At 62.3% G+C, this 19958-nt stretch carries 11 protein-coding genes; 2 read left to right on the forward strand and 9 right to left on the reverse strand.

The window, feature by feature from the left end; translation table 11 throughout:
- Window positions 1-88: 88 nt before the first annotated feature.
- From LKG04_RS07695 to LKG04_RS07710, 4 genes are all read right to left on the reverse strand, one after another.
- On the reverse strand, window positions 89-4096 hold the full coding sequence (locus LKG04_RS07695) for a DNA-directed RNA polymerase subunit beta' (RefSeq protein ID WP_291759497.1): 4008 nt from the start codon (window positions 4094-4096) through the stop codon (window positions 89-91).
- Between the two features lie 245 nt (window positions 4097-4341).
- On the reverse strand, window positions 4342-7893 hold the full coding sequence (rpoB, locus tag LKG04_RS07700; protein ID WP_291759500.1) for a DNA-directed RNA polymerase subunit beta: 3552 nt from the start codon (window positions 7891-7893) through the stop codon (window positions 4342-4344).
- Window positions 7894-8205: 312 nt separating this feature from the next.
- The gene (locus tag LKG04_RS07705) at window positions 8206-9051 is read right to left on the reverse strand and encodes a hypothetical protein (RefSeq protein ID WP_291759502.1); all 846 of its coding nucleotides are present in this window, start codon (window positions 9049-9051) and stop codon (window positions 8206-8208) included.
- Window positions 9052-9142: 91 nt separating this feature from the next.
- Window positions 9143-10144 carry an A/G-specific adenine glycosylase gene (locus tag LKG04_RS07710; protein ID WP_291759892.1) on the reverse strand — a complete coding sequence of 334 codons (1002 nt, stop codon included), beginning with the start codon at window positions 10142-10144 and terminating at the stop codon, window positions 9143-9145.
- Window positions 10145-10430: 286 nt separating this feature from the next.
- On the opposite strand from LKG04_RS07710, the gene LKG04_RS07715 reads away from it, so the two are divergent.
- A complete protein-coding gene (locus tag LKG04_RS07715) occupies window positions 10431-11075 on the forward strand; it encodes a tRNA (cytidine(34)-2'-O)-methyltransferase (protein WP_291759895.1) in 645 nt (214 codons plus the stop codon).
- A gap of 263 nt (window positions 11076-11338) precedes the next feature.
- On the opposite strand, the gene LKG04_RS07720 is transcribed toward LKG04_RS07715, so the two are convergent.
- Window positions 11339-12703: a PFL family protein gene (locus LKG04_RS07720; RefSeq protein WP_291759505.1), complete on the reverse strand. Its 1365-nt coding sequence runs from the start codon at window positions 12701-12703 to the stop codon at window positions 11339-11341.
- Between the two features lie 19 nt (window positions 12704-12722).
- Window positions 12723-12995, reverse strand: coding sequence for an ACT domain-containing protein (locus tag LKG04_RS07725; RefSeq protein ID WP_291759507.1), 273 nt, complete (start codon window positions 12993-12995; stop codon window positions 12723-12725).
- A 498-nt stretch (window positions 12996-13493) separates the two neighbouring features.
- On the opposite strand from LKG04_RS07725, the gene LKG04_RS07730 reads away from it, so the two are divergent.
- A complete protein-coding gene (locus LKG04_RS07730) occupies window positions 13494-15392 on the forward strand; it encodes a DEAD/DEAH box helicase (RefSeq protein WP_291763655.1) in 1899 nt (632 codons plus the stop codon).
- Window positions 15393-16037: 645 nt separating this feature from the next.
- Here LKG04_RS07730 and LKG04_RS07735 read toward each other — a convergent pair.
- The 3 genes from LKG04_RS07735 to LKG04_RS07745 all read right to left on the reverse strand — a co-directional run.
- Complete coding sequence (locus LKG04_RS07735; RefSeq protein WP_291759513.1) at window positions 16038-17207, reverse strand: hydroxymethylglutaryl-CoA synthase; 1170 nt, start codon at window positions 17205-17207, stop codon at window positions 16038-16040.
- Window positions 17208-17610: 403 nt separating this feature from the next.
- Window positions 17611-19230 (reverse strand): hypothetical protein, encoded by a 1620-nt coding sequence (locus LKG04_RS07740; protein ID WP_291759516.1) that lies wholly within the window; start codon window positions 19228-19230, stop codon window positions 17611-17613.
- The coding region (locus tag LKG04_RS07745; RefSeq protein WP_291763657.1) for a thiolase family protein at window positions 19227-19958 on the reverse strand (732 nt) is incomplete at its 5' end. The genes LKG04_RS07740 and LKG04_RS07745, both read right to left, overlap by 4 nt.

A 19958-nucleotide genomic window follows, 5' to 3' on the forward strand; every position in this document is an offset into this window, starting at 1 on the left:
CGGCATGCGCCTCACACGCATGCCGCCACGGCACTCGCCATTACCTGATGCTTCGTGTCAACTCAGGTTTCGTGGACCGCAGCGTATCCTACATATCCAAGTCGCCCTGGCCGCCTTGATCGTTGAGGAAGTCGTCCGGGTTGAAGTCGTCGCCGAGCTTCAAATCGCCGAAGTCGATGTTGGAGAAGTCCACATCGCCGGTGTCGGCGTCGGGAAGCGCCCCGCCCAAGTCGTCGCCACCCAGCCCGAAGTTCGGGTAGATGGTGTCTCGGATGGCCTTGTCGGGCTCCACTGTCGCATTGCGGTAGCGGGCCAAGCCAGTGCCGGCCGGGATGAGCTTGCCAATGATGACATTCTCCTTGAGGCCCTTGAGCTCGTCCTCCCGCTGTCCCAGCGCGGCTTCGGTGAGCACGCGCGTCGTCTCCTGGAAGGAGGCGGCGGACAGCCACGAGTCGGTGGCCAGCGAGGCCTTCGTGATGCCCATGAGCTCGGGGCGGCCGACGGCGGGCTTGCCGCCATTCTTCACCGCGGCGATATTGGCCTCGCGGAAGCGCGCTTGGTCGACGAGCTCTCCGGGCAGCAACGCGGTATCGCCGGAGTCGATGACAGTGACGCGGCGCAGCATCTGGTGCACGATGACCTCGATGTGCTTGTCATGGATGTCCACGCCTTGGGAGCGGTACACGTTGTGCACCTCTTCCACGATGTTGACCTGAGCCGCACGAGGCCCGAGGATGCGCAGGATCTTCTTGGGATCCACGGAGCCTTCGATCAGCTGCGTACCGGATTCCACATGCTCGCCGTCCTTCACCAGCATCGGCGCGCGCCGGGTCACCGGGTACGTGATCGGCTCGACCCCTGAATCGTCCGGGGTCAGCGTGACCTGACGGCCGCGGTCGGTGTCCTCGACCTTGACTGTGCCCGGGAACTCGACGATCGGCGCCTCGCCCTTAGGCGTGCGTGCCTCGAACAGCTCGGTGACACGAGGAAGGCCTTGGGTGATATCGGAAGCCGAGGCCACGCCGCCGGAGTGGAAGGAACGCAGGGTCAGCTGCGTGCCGGGCTCGCCGATGGACTGCGCCGCGACGATGCCGACGGCCTCGCCGACATCCACCAGCGTGTTGGTGGCCAGCGACCAACCGTAGCATTTGGCGCACACGCCGCGCTTGGATTCGCAGGTGAGCACCGAACGCGCCTTGACCTCTTCGACGCCATGCGCCACGAGATCGCGCAACACGTCCATCGAGAGCGCGTCGCCGGCCTTGTACAGCGCGGTTTTGCCGTCGGCGGGATCGATCACGTCGGAAGCGAGCAGACGCGAGTAAGGACCGCCGTCAGCCGCCTTGACGAGCACGAGATTGCCGCTCTCATCGCGTTCGGCGACTTTCATCATTAGCCCGCGCTTGGTGCCGCAATCCTCTTCGCGCACGATGACCTCCTGGGCCACGTCGACGAGGCGACGGGTCAGATAGCCCGATTCGGCGGTACGAAGCGCCGTATCAGCCAAGCCCTTGCGGGCGCCGTGCTGCGAGATGAAGTACTCGAGCACGGACAGGCCTTCGCGGTAGTTCGACTTGACCGGGCGGGGGATGATCTCGCCCTTCGGGTTGGCCACAAGGCCTCGCATGCCGGCGATCTGGCGGATCTGCATCCAGTTGCCGCGCGCCCCGGACTGCACCATGATGTTCACGTTGTTGTCATCGTGGAAGTTGTCGCGCATGGCGTCAGCGACCTTGTCGGTGCATTCGGTCCACAGGTTGATCAGCTCCTGACGTCGCTCCTCTTCGGTAAGCAGGCCCATGTCATACTGCGAATTGACCTTGTCGGCCTGGTTCTCGTAATCCTTGATGATCGCGTTGCCTTCAGGAGGCTCGACGATATCGGAGAAGGACATGGTGACGCCCGACCACGGGGCCCGGGTGAAGCCCAGGTCCTTGAGCGCATCGAGGGTCGCGGCCACTTGGGCCGTGGGATAGCGCGTCGCGATGTCGTCGACGATCTTGGAGAGCTTGCCCTTGGCCACCTGCTCGTTGACGAACGGGTAGTCGGTCGGCAAGGTCTCGTTGAACAGGATCCGGCCGTAGGAGGTAGCGAACAGCACGGAACCGTCCTTGAAGCGCTCCTCCTTGACCTCGTCCGGGCTGCCCGGCTCGGGGTCGACGGCCGCGAAGTCGCCCGGCTCCCAGTTCGTCGGCAGCACGAAGTCCTTCGGCAGGCGGATGAGCACCTTGGCCTGCGTGTCGATGTCGTGGCGGTCCACGGCCATGGCGGCTTCCTCAAGCGAGGAGAACACGCGGCCCTGGCCCTTGGCGCCGTCCACCACGGTAGACAGGTAATACAGGCCCAGGATCATATCCTGCGACGGCATGGTCACGGTGTGGCCATCGGCGGGCTTCAGGATATTGTCGGACGCCATCATCAGCGAGCGGGCTTCGGCCTGCGCCTCGACGCTCAGCGGCAGATGGACTGCCATCTGGTCGCCATCAAAGTCGGCGTTGAACGCGGCGCAAGCCAGCGGCGGCAGGTGGATGGCCTTGCCTTCGACCAGAATCGGCTCGAAAGCCTGAATTCCCAAACGGTGCAGCGTAGGCGCGCGGTTGAGCAGCACGGGATGCTCGGAGATGACCTCTTCGAGCACGCCCCACACCTCGGCGTCGCCGCGATCGACCAGCCGCTTCGCGCTCTTCATGTTCTGCGCGTAGTTGAGATCCACAAGCCGCTTGATGACGAAGGGCTTGAACAGCTCGAGCGCCATCGGCTTGGGCAGGCCGCACTGATGCATGCGCAGGCCCGGGCCGACCACGATCACGGAACGGCCGGAGTAATCCACGCGCTTGCCCAGCAGGTTCTGGCGGAAGCGGCCCTGCTTGCCCTTGAGCATATCGGACAGGGACTTGAGCGGGCGGTTCGAAGCGCCGGTGACCGGGCGGCCTCGGCGGCCGTTGTCGAACAGCGAGTCGACGGCCTCCTGGAGCATGCGCTTCTCGTTGTTGAGCATGATCTCAGGCGCGCCAAGCTCGATGAGGCGCTTCAACCGGTTGTTGCGGTTGATGACGCGACGGTACAGGTCGTTGAGATCCGAGGTCGCGAAGCGGCCGCCGTCCAGCTGCACCATCGGTCGCAGCTCGGGTGGGATGACCGGAATGGCGTCGAGCACCATGGCCTCGGGCTTGTTGCCCGTGGTCAGGAAGGCATTGACGACCTTCAGGCGCTTGAGGGCGCGGGCCTTGCGCTGGCCGGAGCCGGTGTCGATCTCTTCGCGCAGCTCCTTGGAAGCGGCTTCCAGATCGAAGTCCTGCAGGCGCTTCTTGATCGCCTCGGCGCCCATGCAGCCTTCGAAGTAGTCGCCATAGCGATCCTCCATCTCGCGCCACAGATCGACGTCGCCCTCCATATCCCCGGCTTTCAGGGACTTGAAGCGGTCGAAGACGGCGTTCAGACGCTGCACCTGCTCGTCGTAGCGCTGGCGGATGGCCGCCATGTCACGCTCTGCGCCGTTGCGCAACTTGGATTTGGCGCTGCCCTTGACGTCGCCGTCGGCCTCGAGCGCCGCCAGATCGGATTCGACCTTCTGAGCGCGGGTTTCGATCTCGGTGTCGCGGCGCTTGAGCAGGTTCGCGATCTCCGTGTCGAACTCGTCCTGTAGGTCGGGCAGATCCTGATGGCGCTGATCCTCGTCGACCGAGGTGACCATGTAGGCGGCGAAGTAGATGACCTTCTCCAGGTCCTTCGGCGCGATGTCGAGCAGATAGCCGAGCCGGCTCGGCACGCCCTTGAAGAACCAGATGTGCGTAACCGGTGCGGCCAGCTCGATGTGGCCCATTCGGTCGCGGCGCACGCTGGAGCGGGTGACCTCCACACCGCAGCGTTCGCACACGATGCCTTTGAAACGCACGCGCTTGTATTTGCCGCACGCGCACTCCCAGTCGCGGGTCGGTCCGAAGATCTGCTCGCCGAACAGGCCGTCCTTCTCCGGCTTCAAAGTACGATAGTTGATGGTTTCAGGCTTCTTGACCTCGCCGTAACTCCAGTTGTGGATGTCCTCGGTGGTGGCCAGGCCGATCCTCAGTTTGTCAAATGCGTTGACGTCCAGCACTCTTCTGTCCTGTCTATACGTTTATCAATACTGCGCGTTTACCAATATGCGCGTTTATAAATCTGCGTTGTCTAGTACTGCGTTGCCTATGTTCATGGCTTGCGCTGTTTGCGATTACCGTGATTGCGTCTCGCCATGACCCGCATGGCCGGCTGCCTGCACACCTTGCGGCCGGCCCTTTGTCGCCGTCCCCGCCTTGCAGGCCGCAAGGCATACGCGCGGGGAATGCACGACGTGGTAGGTCATCAGCGGTATTCGGGCTCCGGTGCGGCCTGCTCCTCCTTGGCGGAGGCGTCGGGCCTGGCGCCGATGTTGAAGCCGAGGTCTTCGGAAGCCGACATCGCATCGTCGTCGTCCTCGTCGCTCATGTCGATCGCCACGCCTTCGGCGTTGAGCACTTCGACGTTGAGCGAGAGGGACTGCATCTCTTTCAACAACACCTTGAAGGACTCCGGGACGCCTGCCGGCGGCAGGTTCTCGCCCTTGACGATGGAGCCGTAAGCTCGCACGCGGCCGTCGACGTCATCGGACTTGATGGTCATCATTTCGTGCAGCGTGTAGGCGGCGCCGTAGGCCTCCAAAGCCCACACCTCCATCTCGCCGAAGCGCTGGCCGCCGAATTGGGCCTTGCCTCCCAACGGCTGTTGGGTGATCATCGAATACGGGCCGGTCGAGCGGGCATGGATCTTGTCGTCGACCAAGTGGTGCAGCTTGAGCATGTACATGTAGCCAACCGAGATCGGCTTGGGGAAGGGCTCGCCGGTGCGGCCGTCAAAGAGCACCGCCTTGCCGCTGTCGCGCACGAGCCGGTCGCCGTCGCGATCGGACAGCGTGGTCGACAGCAGCCCGCGCAGCGTATCGGGGCGCACGCCGTCGAACACCGGAGTGGCGACCGGAGTGCCCGGTTCTCCCTTTTCGGCGCCCTTGGGCACGTATTTTTTCCACTCGGCTTCCATATCCGGGTCGAGCGTGATGTCCCAGCCGGCATGGGCGATCCAGCCCAAGTGCAGTTCGAGCACCTGGCCCAGGTTCATACGGCTCGGCACGCCCAAGGGGTTGAGCATGATGTCGATCGGGGTACCGTCCTCGAGGAACGGCATATCCTCTTCGGGCAGGATGCGCGAGATGCAGCCCTTGTTGCCGTGGCGACCGGAGAGCTTGTCGCCCACCGTGATCTTGCGGTGCTGGGCGATGTAGACGCGGATCATCTGGTTGACGCCGTTGGGCAGCTCGTCGCCGTCTTCTTCGGCGTCCTCGCGCGTGACCTCTTTGACCGAGATAACAGTGCCTGTTTCGCCGTGGGGCACGCGCAGCGAGGTATCGCGCACTTCGCGGCTCTTCTCGCCGAAGATCGCACGCAGCAGGCGCTCCTCCGGGGTCAGCTCGGTCTCGCCCTTCGGCGTGACCTTGCCGACGAGAATGTCGCCGGCCTCGACTTCGGCGCCGATGCGGATGATGCCGCGCTCATCGAGATTCGCCACTGCGTCCTCGCCGACATTCGGCAGGTCGCGGGTGATCTCTTCGGCGCCCAACTTGGTTTCGCGCGCATCGATTTCGTATTCCTCGATGTGGATGGAGCTCAGCGTGTCGTCCTGCACGAGGCGCTGCGAGATGATCACGGCATCCTCATAGTTGTAGCCGTTCCAAGGCATAAAGGCGACGAGCAGGTTCTTGCCCAGCGCCATTTCGCCCTTTTCGGTGGCAGGACCATCGGCCAGCACCGTGCCGGCCTCCACGCGCTCGCCATCCTTGATCAGCGGCACCTGGTTGTAGCAAGTGGTCTGGTTGGAGCGCTGGAACTTGGCCAGCTTGTAGCTGGACTGCGTGCCGTCGTCGTTCATCACGCGGATGATATCGGCGGAAACGTAGGTGGCCACGCCCGGCTTCTCGGCCTGCACGGTATCGCCGGAATCGTAGGCGGCGCGCCATTCGGAGCCGGTGCCCACGAGCGGTCGCTCGGATTTGACCAGCGGCACGGCCTGACGCTGCATGTTGGTGCCCATCAGCGCGCGGTGGCCTTCGTCGTGCTCGAGGAAGGGGATGAGCGAAGCGCCGACCGATACCATTTGGCGCGGGGAGACATCCATGTAATCGACCATGTCGATCGGGACATCCTCGGCTTCGCCTGCGGCATCACGAACCAGCGCGGTCTTCGCCACGAAATCGCCCTTGTCATCGATCTCCTGGTTGGCCTGCGCGATGACGTGCTCAGCCTCCTGGTCGGCGGTCATGTAGACGACGTCATTGGTGACGTGGCCGTCTTCGACCTTGCGGTACGGGGTCTCGATGAAGCCGAAGGGATTGACGCGTCCGAAGGTGGCTAGCGAGCCGATCAGGCCGATGTTCGGACCTTCAGGAGATTCGATCGGGCACATGCGGCCGAAGTGGCTGGGGTGTACATCGCGCACTTCCATCGAGGCGCGGTCGCGTGACAGCCCGCCGGGACCCAGCGCCGAAAGACGGCGCTTGTTGGTCACGCCGGAGAGCGGATTGTTCTGGTCCATGAACTGGCTCAGCTGCGAAGTGCCGAAGAACTCCTTGATCGTGGCGTTCACCGGGCGGATGTTGATCAGCGACTGCGGGGTGATGGCCTCGGCATCCTGCGTGGTCATGCGTTCGCGCACGACACGCTCCATACGGCTCAGGCCCGTGCGCAGCTGGTTCTGGATCAGCTCGCCGACCTGGCGGATGCGGCGATTGCCGAAGTGATCGATATCGTCCACGTCGACGCGCAGCTGCACGTCCTCGCCATCGCGCCTGCCGGGGAATGTCTTGTCGCCGGCGTGCAGGGAGACGAGGTATTTGATCGTCGCGATGATGTCGTCCGCGCTCAGGCTACGGTCGTTGATGTCAGTTTCCAAGCCGAGCTTGCGGTCGATCTTGTAGCGGCCCACCCGCGCCAGATCGTAGCGCTTGGTGTTGAAGTAGAAGGAGTCCAGCAGGTTGCGTCCGGCCTCGGGGGTCGGGGTGTCCGCAGGACGGATCTTGCGGTACAGATCGGTCAGAGCATCGTCCTGGGTTTCGATCGTTTCCTTTTCGAGGGCGTCCATGACCAGCGGATAGTCCTTGAAGGATGCGGCGATCTCGGCCTTGGTCATGCCGATGGCCATCAGGAACACGATGGCCGATTGCTTGCGCCTGCGGTCCACGCGCACGCCGAGCACATCGCGCTTGTCGATCTCGAATTCGAGCCATGCTCCGCGGCTCGGGATAATCTTCGCACCGAAGACCTCCTTGTCGGAGGTGCGGTCACGCGAACGGTCGAAGTAGACGCCCGGGGAGCGCACGAGCTGCGAGACGATGACGCGCTCGGTGCCACCGATGATGAACGTGCCGTGCGGGGTCTGCAGCGGGAAGTCGCCCATGAAGACGGTTTGGCTCTTGATTTCGCCGGTGTCGCCGTTTTCGAACTCGGCGTTGACGTAGAGCGGCGCGGAATAGGTGTAGTCCTTTTCTTTGCACTCCTGGACCGTGTGGCGAGGCTCCTCGAAGTAGGGGTCGGAGAAGGTAAGGCTCATGGTCTGGGCGAAGTTCTCAATTGGGGAGATCTCCTGGAAGACTTCATCGAGCCCGGAAGTGTGGGCCACGGTATTCGTGCCGTTGGCCTCGTCCTCCTCGACGCGCCTCTTCCAACGCTCGTTGCCGATCAGCCAATCGAAGCTGTCGGTCTGCACGCCCAAGAGGTAGGGCACGTCGATGGGTTCCTTGATGGAACCGAAGTTCACGCGGTCCGATGCCTTATGAAGGGCAATGTCATGCTCGTCGGCGCGTGCGTTGATGGTAGTGGTATTCGTCATAGCTTGATGAGCAGCCAATGGACGTTCCTTATCGCTCGCTTGTTCGTTTCGATCGTTTCGATCGATCTGTGCAATCAGAAGTCAGCGAGTCGCCCGGCGCATATACGTACGCAAACCGCGATATGCTCGCCGCGATATGCTTAAGATTCGCGGGCGCTTCGTTGGCTTATCGGCATGCCCGCTATATGACACGCTTCATGTAAGTGTAAAAGAGTAACACTCCGGGATCGGTTGTGCAATTAGCCGCGCAATCGGCGTGTCGGAATTGAACTATGCTCTGATGCCGGGCTTGTACGCGCAGCCCATACGCAGTCAGCGAACCGCCACCGTCACCGGCTTGCTCACCGCCTTGGCGTCGCCTTTCAGGCTCAGCGTGGCGACATATGTCCCTGGCCTGACTTTGGGGAGGCTGGCGTCTGCGGCGCAGGTCGATCCCGTGGCGTCCGTGTTCCAAGTCAGCGTGTCCAGGCGTCTGTCGCCTTTGGACATGAGCAGCATATGCGGCTTGGCCGGACACACATCCGATTTCCATATCGTGTCACTGCCCGAGGTGATGGTCAGGACCCGGGAAGCATTCGACACGTCGATCAGGCAGCTGCTCGTACCGTCGTAGGCGACCGTCATCGTGAACTCAAGCGAACCGGCCACAGGCACGGTCTGCGACTGCGCGCCCAACTCCAGCCGCACGTCCTCGGCCGTGCAATCCTGCACGCCGCTCGAGTCTTTGACGCTGCTGGGTATCGGCTGTCGGGCAAGCGCTGTGATGTCGTCGTGGCGAATGACTCCGGCAACGGCGGAAAAGCCCCGGCCGAGGCTGTACACGCAGAATGCAACCAGCGCAAGCACCAGAGCCAGCGCCAGCGCAACGCCGATGCGGCGCCGACGGTAGATCCGCTGCAGCCGCCTGCTTGGCTTCCGGCGTTGCGATGCCTTGGTCGATGCCTTGGCGCGGACGCCGTTTGCGCCGCGCGCGCCACGGACGCCGCTGTCTGCACGTTGCGACGAAGACGCCGCCGAGGGCTTGCGTTGATCGGCACGCCCGCGCTGACCGGATCCGGTTTGTCTGCGTCCCTCCGATCTGCCCGATGCGCTGCGTGCGGATGCACTGCGCGTGACAGTGGATTTGCGCGTGTCGGGAGAATGCGGTGTGCTGGCCATATCCACGAGTCTAAACCGACTGCTCAACTAGAACATCGTACATGGCGCGAATCGCTCGCTTTATATCTGTCGGATACGTACCACCCCATATTCATTGCGACGCCGCGCCGTTGAATCGTTGCGGCAGCCGCAACGAACGATCGGGAAGGATCTCGATCAGTCCGTCTTCATCGAGCGAGGCGATACACAGGTCAAGCTGCACATGGTCGTTCCACAGCGCCTCGACCTGATCGCGAGACAACGTTGTCACTGACGTCTTTCCTGTCGTTTTCCCCGGTTCCCCGGCATCCTTGTCCTCAGTATTCTGAGGTGGTTCTTCGGCGCCGAGATTGCGCAAGGCGTTGAGCACCAAGCCGCGCACCTGCCGGTTCGTGCCTTGGAAACGCTGACGGGGGCGGGTGCGCCGCTCCCCCAAGCCTGGCCGCCCGGCGGCGAGGAACGCGCACGAGCCGGCCAGCGGGCATTGTTCGCACAGCGGATTCTTGGCCGTGCAGACGATGGCGCCAAGCTCCATGACGGATTGGTTCCACGTCTTGCTGGCCCTGACATCCCTAGGCAGCACGCGTTCGGCCAACTCGCGTTCCGGCTTCGTCGAGGCGCCGCCATGCGATTCAATCCCCAAGAACACGCGGGAGAGCACCCTGCGGATATTCGTGTCGATCACCGCGATGCGGCCGCCGAAGGCGAAGCTCATCACTGCCGAGGCCGTGTAGTCGCCTATCCCCGGCAGTGCAAGCAGTTCCTCATATGCGTGCGGCAGCTCATTGCCGTATCGCTGCGCGACTACGCGAGCGCATTCCTGCAATCGCAGCGCGCGACGCGGGTATCCGAGCCTGCCCCATGCGGTGATCACCTCGGCCGTGTCCGCATGAGCCAATGATGCTGCGTCTGGCCACACCGCCATCCACGCAAGCCAATAGGGCACCACCCGGCTCATCTGCGTCTGCTGGCTCATGACCTCAGACACAAGCACGCCCCACGGCGTGGCTCTGCCGAATCGCCATGGCAGGTCGCGCGCGTTCTGATCCCACCACGCGAACAGGTCGTTCTGGGTGCGCTGCTGACCGGAATCGACCACATCGACTGACGCCATAGCGGCCACGCCCCGGCCGGCCGAAAGCCGCCCAGCCGCGGCATGATATGGCGCGCCAAGCCGGCCACCCGCATCGTTCTTCCTTGCATTCTGCACGACCCCATTGTGCCCCGCGCCAGATACACCAGCGCCCGCTTCGCCGGCGGGTACGGGCCGTTCTAAGCTCATTCATGCATCGTGGTGGATGACGTTTGCGGCCTCAATTCGATGCGCGCATAGCCAAAACGTCGTCACGAGGGAAACAGAACATCAGGACGGTGGCATGAGCAAAAGCACACAGGACAATATGGCCGCAAGGCAAACAGCCGATCCGGAGTCACACATGGACGGCATGTACGAGTATGGGTATCGCAGGTCGAATTACGGCCCGGACGAGCTGGTGACCGACGCGCACGGCAATCCGATCAGCGTGGTCGACGCGATGATGAGCGCGCATGAGGCCAGCGAGGCCGAAACCGTCACTCCGCATCTGTGCTATTACTCGCCGCGCATCCCGGGCAACACCGGCTCCGCGATCAGGCTGTGTGCGGTGACCGGCAGCATCCTGCACCTGGTCGAGCCGCTGGGCTTCAATCTGCACGACACCAAGCTGCGCCGCGCCGGACTGGACTACCACGACATGGCCCATGTAGTGCTGCACCCGGATTTCGACGATTTGGTCAAGTCGATGCCGAATTCGCGCATCATCGCTTTCACGGCCCACGCCACGAAGCTGTACACCGAGGTCGACTACAGGCCTTCGGACATCCTGCTCTTCGGCCCCGAGCCCGGGGACATCCCCGACCCAATGGATATCATGACCGGCCCGCACGTCGCCGAACAGGTGCGCCTGCCCATGCGGCCCAGCCTGCGCTCGCTCAACCTGACCAACTGCGCATCCATCGCCCTCTACGAGGCGTGGAGGCAATTGCAGTTTGCCGGCGGAGCGTGAAGCTTGACAGTCCACTGGGCTGTCAAGCAGCGACGCTGGCACGCCCACTAAGGCGTGCCAATACTCGGCCGAACCCATGCCAAACCGGAACTAAACCGCCCAACAAAACCACGGCCGGAGCGTGTCAAAAAACAACGCCGGCCCGAGGATCCGTCTCTATCCCAGCCTTCGAGTTGAACGAGTTCACACCCTTCCCTATGCGGCGTTATCTCCCTTTGCAGCTTCAGTGACCGCTCACCGCGCTGCCTGAAGCGTTCGACAGCTCAGTTCTTGAAACTGTGGATCGGCGCTGGAATCCGGCCGCCGCGGGTCACGAAAGGTTCGCACGAAGAGGTGTTGACCGGCATGATCGGCGCGTAGCCCATCAGCCCGCCGAAATTGGCCATGTCGCCCACACCTTTGCCGTACACCGGGATGAGCCGCACTGCAGTCGTCTTCTGGTTGACCATGCCGATGGCGGCTTCGTCGGCGATGATGCCGGAGATCGTCGAGTCCGGCGTGTCGCCAGGGATCGCGATCATATCGAGGCCGACCGAGCACACGCAGGTCATCGCCTCGAGTTTCTCGATGGTGAGGCAGCCCGCCGACGCCGCGTTGATCATGTTCTTGTCTTCGGAGACCGGGATGAAGGCGCCAGAAAGCCCGCCGACGTACGACGACGCCATGATGCCGCCCTTTTTGACCTGATCGTTGAGCATGGCTAGCGCCGCCGTAGTGCCGGGGCCGCCGACCTGCGCGAGCCCGATTTTCTCGAGTACTTCGCCCACGGAATCGCCCACTGCCGGGGTCGGCGCGAGAGAAAGGTCAATGATGCCGAACGGTACGCCGAGCCGGCGCGACGCTTCTTGGGCAACCAACTGGCCGACGCGGGTGATCTTGAATGCGGTGCGCTTGATCGTCTCGCACAGGAATTCGAAACCCTTGCCCTGGGCTGCGTCGAGAGAGCGCGAGACCACGCCCGGCCCCGATACGCCGACGTTGATGACCGCGTCGCCCTCGGTCACCCCGTGGAAGCCGCCGGCCATGAAGGGATTGTCGTCGGGCGCATTGCAGAAGACGACGAATTTCACGCAGCCGTAGCTGTCCGTGTCACGGGTCCTGTAAGCGATGTCCTTGACGATATGCCCGAGCAGCTCGACCGCGTCCATGTCGATGCCGGTTTTCGTCGAACCTACGTTCACCGACGAGCACACGATGCCGGTCTCGGATAGCGCATGCGGCAGCGAGCGGATAAGCAGTTCGTCGGCTTTGGTCATCGATTTGGACACCAGCGCGCTGTATCCGCCGATCAGATCGACGCCGACTTCGTGTGCCGCCTTGTCGAGCGCATGGGCGATGGCGACGAAATCCTCTGGGGTCCTGCATGCCCCGCCGCCGACCAACGAGATCGGCGTGACGGTGATGCGCTTGTTGACGATCGGTATGCCATAGTCGCGTTCGATGGCCTTGCCGGTAGCCACAAGCTCCCTGGCGGTCGTGGTGATCTTGCGATAGATGTTCGCGCACAGCTGGTCCACGTCGCCGCACACGCAGTCGAGCAGCGAGATGCCCATGGTGATTGTGCGCACGTCGAGCTTCTCCTGCTCGATCATTTGGTTGGTCTCATGGACCTCCATGATATTCAGCATTATGAGTCTCCCCGAACTTTCAGACGCGGTGCATCTTGGTGAAGATCTCTTCGCGCTGGCAGCGGATGCGCACGCCGATCTCGTCGCCCAGCGAATTCAGATCGGCTACGATCGCGCCGAATTCCTTGTCGGAGGCGGAATAGTCGACGATCATCATCATGTTGAAGAATCCGTCGATAATGGTCTGCGAGATATCCAGCACGTTCACGTGATGGCCCGCCAGATAGGTGCACACGCGCGCGATAATACCGACCGTGTCATGTCCGACGACGGTGATGATGGCCTTGTTCATGCTTCCTCCGGTGTGCGTAACGTTTGCCGGCGCGGGCGCGGCAGACATTGGCGATTGTGGGCGGCCTGCGCGAAGCGGCACCTGTCCCGTGCCGAATCTCGAATCGCCGAACCATTGAACCGTAACATTGTCAGCTGCATGCAGCCGCACGCCTCGCGTCAATCGTCTTCCAAGTATAAGGAAGGCACCGGCCAAGCCGGCGGGCATCGTGGCGGCGCGTGGGACCGCCAACGGCGAAAGCCGAGCCGGCCAGAACTGAAAGTAGCGCCCCTCGTGTATGGTTGGCTATCAGTCCGGGGCAAGGAACAAGAAAGAACCCCGGCGTCGCTGAAAAACGCTTAGGTATTTCGGGATAGACGATTGGCCGGCCGCATACGAGCCGCAGGAAATGAATCGCAAATTCCATATGGTACTCGGCTCATTTACTTGCGATTCATCAGGCGTGCCAACCGGCGCTGCCCTGTGCAGATACTTTCTTCACATCCCGAAAGGTAACCGTTGTCTTATTCTGATATGACACCCGCTTCAACCGCTTCCGCCGTGCTCGACGCTCCTGCGGATTCCATTGATCACGCCGACATGGACGCTGCGCCTGCGCAGCCATCGGCTGACGAGGCCCAACACGATTCCGCACCGACTTTTGAAGAGCTGGGCGTGCCCATGCCGCTGGTGAAAGGTCTCGCCCGCGACGGCAAGATCACCGCATTCCCCATTCAGGCAGAAACGCTCCCCGATTCGCTGCAGGGCCGTGACATTCTGGGCCGTGGAGCCACCGGCTCGGGCAAGACGCTCGCTTACGCGATCCCGCTGCTCGCCCGGCTTGAAGGCCGCGCCCAGCCCAACCGTCCGCGCGGCCTGGTGCTGGCGCCGACGCGCGAACTCGCCAACCAGATCAACGACGTGTTGCGACCGCTGGCCAGCGATTGCAATCTGACCACGACCACCATCTATGGCGGCGTGCGTCAAAGCGTGCAGACCCGCGACTTGCGCCGCGGCGTGGATATCGTCGTGGCCTGCCCCGGCCGGCTCAAAGATCTCATCGACCAAGGTCGTTTGACGCTGGATGACATCGCGATCACCGTGCTCGACGAAGCCGATGAAATGGCCGACATGGGCTTCCTGCCCGATGTGAGCGAACTGCTCGGCATGACTCCGGCCGACGGCCAGCGCCTGCTGTTCTCCGCCACGCTCGATCACGGCGTCGACACGCTCGTACGTCGCTTCCTCAACGACCCGAAGGTTCATGAGATCGATTCTGCCACCGCGCAGGTCTCGACCATGACCCAGCACATCTTCCAGGTGAGCGCCGCCGAGAAGCCGCAGATCATCAACGAGCTGGCTTCCGGCATGGGCAAGCGCATCCTGTTCACCAAAACCAAGATCCAGGCCGAGGAGCTCGCCGCGTCCTTGATCGAACGCGGCATCCCGACCGCCGAGCTGCACGGCAATCTTTCCCAGTCGCAACGGGACCGCAATCTCAAGGCTTTCAGCTCTGACGAGGTGCGTGTGATGGTCGCCACCGACGTAGCCGCCCGAGGCATGGACATCAGCGGCGTGGAACTGGTCGCCCAGCTTGATCCGCCGCAAGACCCCAAATCCTTCCTGCACCGCTCCGGCCGCACCGCGCGCGCCGGTCAGGATGGCGACGTCGTCACGCTCGTGCTGCCGAGGCAGAAGCGCCGCGCCATGCAGATGCTGCATCGTGCCGGGCTCCAAGGCCATGTCGTGCGCGTGGATGAGGATTCGGACGCGCTGCTCGATCTGGTCGGCGAAACCGCGCCGCTGGTCGAGGGCTGGTCGCTGGAGGACTTCACGAGGCGCAATCGCCGGTCTTCGCACGACTCCCGTGATTCGCGCGGTGCGCGCAATTCACGTCGAGGCGGCGGCTACGGACATCATGGCTACGGTTCGCGCGACGACCGTGACGGCTCTGATCGCAGGCGCTCCAATCGCGGCGGTCACTTCCACCGTTCGGACCGTTTCGAGCATGCAGATCGCTTCGACAGCACGGAAGGCGAGCGCTCGGAGCACTCCGACCGCTCCGATTACCGTGACGAACGTCGCGGCGGACGCCGCAACTCGGACTTCGATCATGGCTCGCATTCGCATGGCGGACGCCGCAACTTCCGCGACGATGCCAAGTTCGATTCGCGCAGGAACTTCCATGATCACGCCGACTCCCGCTCGGCAGCTTCCGACAACGACGATTGGTCGAAGCCCTTCGACGGCCGCAGCGACAAACGCCGTAGCCACGCCGATTTCTACGACAATCGCGAAGGCCAGTCGGGCCGTCGTTCCCGCGACTTCCGTCATTCGTCTGACGATCGCCGCCACGCCTCGTATTCGGACCGTGGCCACTATGGTCAACGCCGCGCGCAACGCAGCGGCGAACGCTGAGTCACAGTCGCCAGGCAACGCTGAGCCGGCGGAAATAAACTGCTGAATCGCATATGCGACGGATGATGGTTCCCTTCACAAGCCAACCGCTTGTGAAGGGAACCATCATATTGGGACCTATTGGAAGCGATATATTTTGCCAGCGATGTTGCTCGTTTCTAGGCCGCTGTTCCTGCGCCGTCAGGCGGATTCATGCGGTTCCTGCTACCGCCTTTGATGATGACTCATGATTGATTGTGCCTCATACGGGTGCCTCACGATTGGTTATTCCTCACCTACTGGGAAAAGACAACAGAAAATCGTTAGGTGAGGCTATCACGACTCCGACGGTCCCAACCAGGCAATTGCTCCAAACAGCTGCGATTCATATAGCGTATGACATTATCCGTCTGACAAAACAGGCCAAGTGGGAACATCGCTGATATCATCTATTGGGCACTTTTTTCGTCTATTAGGCACTCCGCCAAGTAGCTTCGAAATTCAGCTCACTATGAATGGCGGCATTCTGCCATTCATAGGTTATGGCGAATTGGCATCACCGTGTTTGCGGCGCCGTGACTCATTGCAATCTGCTTAATACATGCGGATGAACTGCCGATCGTGGCTGACCACACGCCCTGGTGCAGGCAAATGCCCAGCCACCCCTCATCTGTAGCAGCGTTCGTGGCCTTCGATGCGGACCAAGGCATGCGGCGCGGTCGTGTCGCCGTCTTCGATATCCTGCCGGGATCCGTCAGTAACCAACGAATCGTTGAAAATCGTCTCGTATTCGTTCATGTTCAGTCGTTGGCGAGTTGCAAGCAGCGCTTCATGGCTGGTGCGATCCAGCCGATCACGATAGCCGATTTGCAGCGTGCCGAAGAACAGCTCGGCCACAGAGCCAGAACCGTAGGAGAACAACCCAATGCGATCGCCCTCGTACAGACTCTCGTCCTGCTCAAGCAAAGAGATCAGGCTCAAGTACAGCGACGCAGTGTACAGATTGCCCACATCCTGACCATATATGATCGCTTTCTCGAACCGCGCCCTCAGCCGCTCGTAATCCGTTATGGGGATCACGGATTCCAGCGAGCGCAGCCCTTTGCGGCCCATCTTCGAGAAGGGAATATGGAAGAGCAGCGCCTGCAAGTCACCCACCTGCGTCAGCCCAAGCGACTCGGCTTCACGCCAGTCTTCGGCGAACATTTCGAGATACACCTGCTCCGAGTACTTGCCCTTCGCGAAGGCTTCGGCGGAGTAGTTCGGTCTCCAGAAGTCGTCGGTGCTGCGGCTGCGCACCACCGAGCGTTCCTCAAGCGCGAGGATATGCGGATTCTCGGCTACCAGCATCGCCACCGCGCCAGCGCCCTGCGTCACTTCGCCGCCAGTGTTCAGACCGTATCGGGCGATGTCGGCCGCAATCACCAAAGCCTCCGCGCCCGGATGAGCACGCACGAAATCCGCGGCGATCTGCAAGCCGGCCGTGCCGCCGTAGCAGGCTTCCTTGATTTCGATGGCGCGCATCGAATCTGGCAGGCCAAGCAACTCGTGCACGAACAGCGCCGATGCCTTGGACTGGTCCACGCCGCTTTCGGTCGCTACGATCAGCAGGCCGATCGACGCCTTTTCTGCATCTTCGCAATCGGAAAGCGCATCTTCGGCAGCATTGGCGCCCAATGCCACAATGTCTTGGCTGAGCGCCGGCACGGCCATCTTGCGCTGGCCGATGCCGGTGAGATACTTGTTCGGGTCGACGCCGCGGGCATGCGCCAGATCGACCAAGTCCAGATAGCGATTCGGCGCGGAAAACCCAATCCTGTCGATGCCGACCTTCATATGCTGCTCCTTATGTATCCATCTTGTTCGTATTATCCGTCAATGTCCGCGCGCCCACGCCGCTAAGACCCAGGTCTCCAATATTTCATCTCTTCGGCAACAGCTCGATGCGCAGATCTCCTATCGTTTCAATTCGGCAGAGCGCGCTCCCTGGTTGCTGTCCTCAATGTCTGGCTGGATGCCGAGCCGATGATTTTCGAACCGCAGCAGCGGAGGAGAGCAACCGTATCGCACACAAGCCTGCCGTGCTTGCAACACTCTTGACCGCAAGGCGGTGCCCCACAGGCGGCGAACACCCCTCGAGCCTGTTGAGGTAGTTTCTGGCCGCGCTGCGGCAGGTTGCGATTGCGCCACGCTCCGGTGCAAACCATGGCACTATATATCGCCCGTTCCACGATGCCCGTCACGCCGGCCTATCGCGCAGCTGCCGTAGTTGTTCCTGCGCGGCGGCAAAGCTCGCCCGGCTCGGGTTCGCACGAAGCCAGCGCACCAGTTTTTCAGTCTCATCGCCCTGCGCGCCGGCCATCATAGCCAGACTCTGCAGTTGCAGGTTCATATGCCCCGCCTGAATGCCCCGGGTCACCAGCGCTCGCATCGCCGATAAGTTCGAAGCAAGACCGACGCTGGCAATGATGCCCATCAGCGCTTCAGCGGATGGCCGCCGCAACAGTCGCATGGCGAGTTTTGCTGTCGGCAGGGTGGAAATCGCGCCGCCCACGGAGCCGATAGGCATCGGCATATCGATCTCGCCGATCAGCTGTGCGCCGTCAAAGCGCCACTGCGTCCATGTGCGACGGCGATCGTCCAAGTCCGCATATGCGGCAGCATTCACATTGCGCGTGTCATTGCCGCTCGCCAGCACGACCGCGTTGATGCCGTTCATGATGCCTTTGTTGTGCGTGGCGGCCCTCAGCCCGGACGCCTGCGCGAACCGCGACGCGGCCGCAATCCGCTCTGCCACGCGGGTTCCAGACATATCCTTGGTCGCCAGCAGCTCGGCGTTGATGCATGCGCTCGCCTTCGCCCGCTGCTGCGGCGCGCAATTGGACAGGATGGCCATCAGCAGCTCGTACTGGTGCAGCTGCTCGGCAAGATAGCGCGACACCGCCTCCGCAATCGTGTTGACGGTGTTCGCCCCCATCGCAGCACCTGGATCAATAAGCAGATCGAATTCGATGAACTCACCTGCATACGCTCTTATGCTGTTCGCCGCGGCAGCTTTCGCACCATTCCTCGCATAGCTTCCTGCACGATTCAGCGTGCCGTTATCAGGCGCGCTCTGCTCAACTGCGCCGATGTCACCCGTTCGCCGCACGCTCACGGATCGCAGCCCTCCGCCATGGCTCGCCAGCGTCGGATGAGCCTGCTGCGCTATCTCGCTGATTCGCGCGATATGCGCATGCAGAAAATCGTCCCACGGATTATTGTTCATGTGGCAAACGCCAGCTGCGCCTTGAGCGTGACCATCGCCCTTTCCAGCACGGCACGACGTCGCCCTCGGGGAATCAAGTCTCACTGGGGCGACGCCAGCACATGAACCGGCAGCGTTTCCCGCCACATTCGCCTCGGCAAGCATGACCGAGGAAGAAGCGTCACTGCCGGCATCTGAGCCGCCTGCAAATCCAGCATCACTATGAGTGCCACCAGCCGTACCAACCGCATCGACACTGCCATCCGACCAACCGCTCCGAAACACGATCTGCGCGGTGATGCCGCTGCGCACCGAATTCGTGCGGAATCCGCCGCTGCGGGCGATGCGCTGCGCCGCATTGCTTGCGGCCGCGATAACCGACGGCTCCTCGGTGGCCATCGGAATGAGATAGCACTCGCCATCGATGAGAAAATGCTCGGCGAGACCCAACGGCACCGGAAAATCGCCGATATGGTTCTCGACCATTCGCGAGGCGATATCGGCGTTCAGCCCGCCGTGGCGCAGCAACGCGGCATCCGCTGCGGTCAGCTGCCTGTCGGATATCAGCTGGCTCAGCCGCTCATCAGTGCTCAACTCATAGAATTTCGTCATGCCGGATCCTCTGCATGTTCCGGGTCCATTGTATTTCCAGCGTCCACTGTGTTTTTCGAATCCCTTGCGTTTTTCGAATCTCCTGCATCTTCAGAACACCGTGTGCTTTCCGAATCCGCTGAGCTCTCGCGATCACACAGATTTTCGACTTCCATCGCGATGGCCTGCCCGCCGCCGATGCACAGCGCGGCGATGCCCGTGCGCGCCCCGGTGCGCCGCAGATTGTGGATCAGCGTCGTCAGAATCCGCGTGCCCGAAGACCCCAGCGCATGTCCCAGCGCCAAAGCGCCGCCGGAAATGTTGTAGATCCCCGGATCGATGCCAAGCTCCTGCCGCACCACTATGGCCTGGCTGGCGAAGGCTTCGTTCACCTCAAACAAATCGATGTCCCCAATGTTCTGCCCGCAACGATCCAATAGCCGACGAATCGCCAGAATCGGCGTGTAGCCCATCAGCCCGGGCTGATAGCCCGCTTCACAATAGCCGATGATCCGCACGAGCGGCGTCAACCCCAATTCCGAGGCCGCCTCGGCCGTAGTCACTGTCACTATGCTCGCCCCGTCGCTCACCGGCGAGGTGTTGCCGGCCGTCACCATGCCGTCTTGCTGATAGACCGGCGGCAAACCGGAAAGTATCTCCATCGTCGACTGCGGCCGCATGACCTCGTCGCTTCCCAGCCCGTTGACGGGCAGCACCTCATCACCGAACCAGCCGGCCCGCCATGCCTG

This window comes from Bifidobacterium sp. (genome assembly GCF_022640935.1).
GTDB lineage: Bacteria > Actinomycetota > Actinomycetes > Actinomycetales > Bifidobacteriaceae > Bifidobacterium.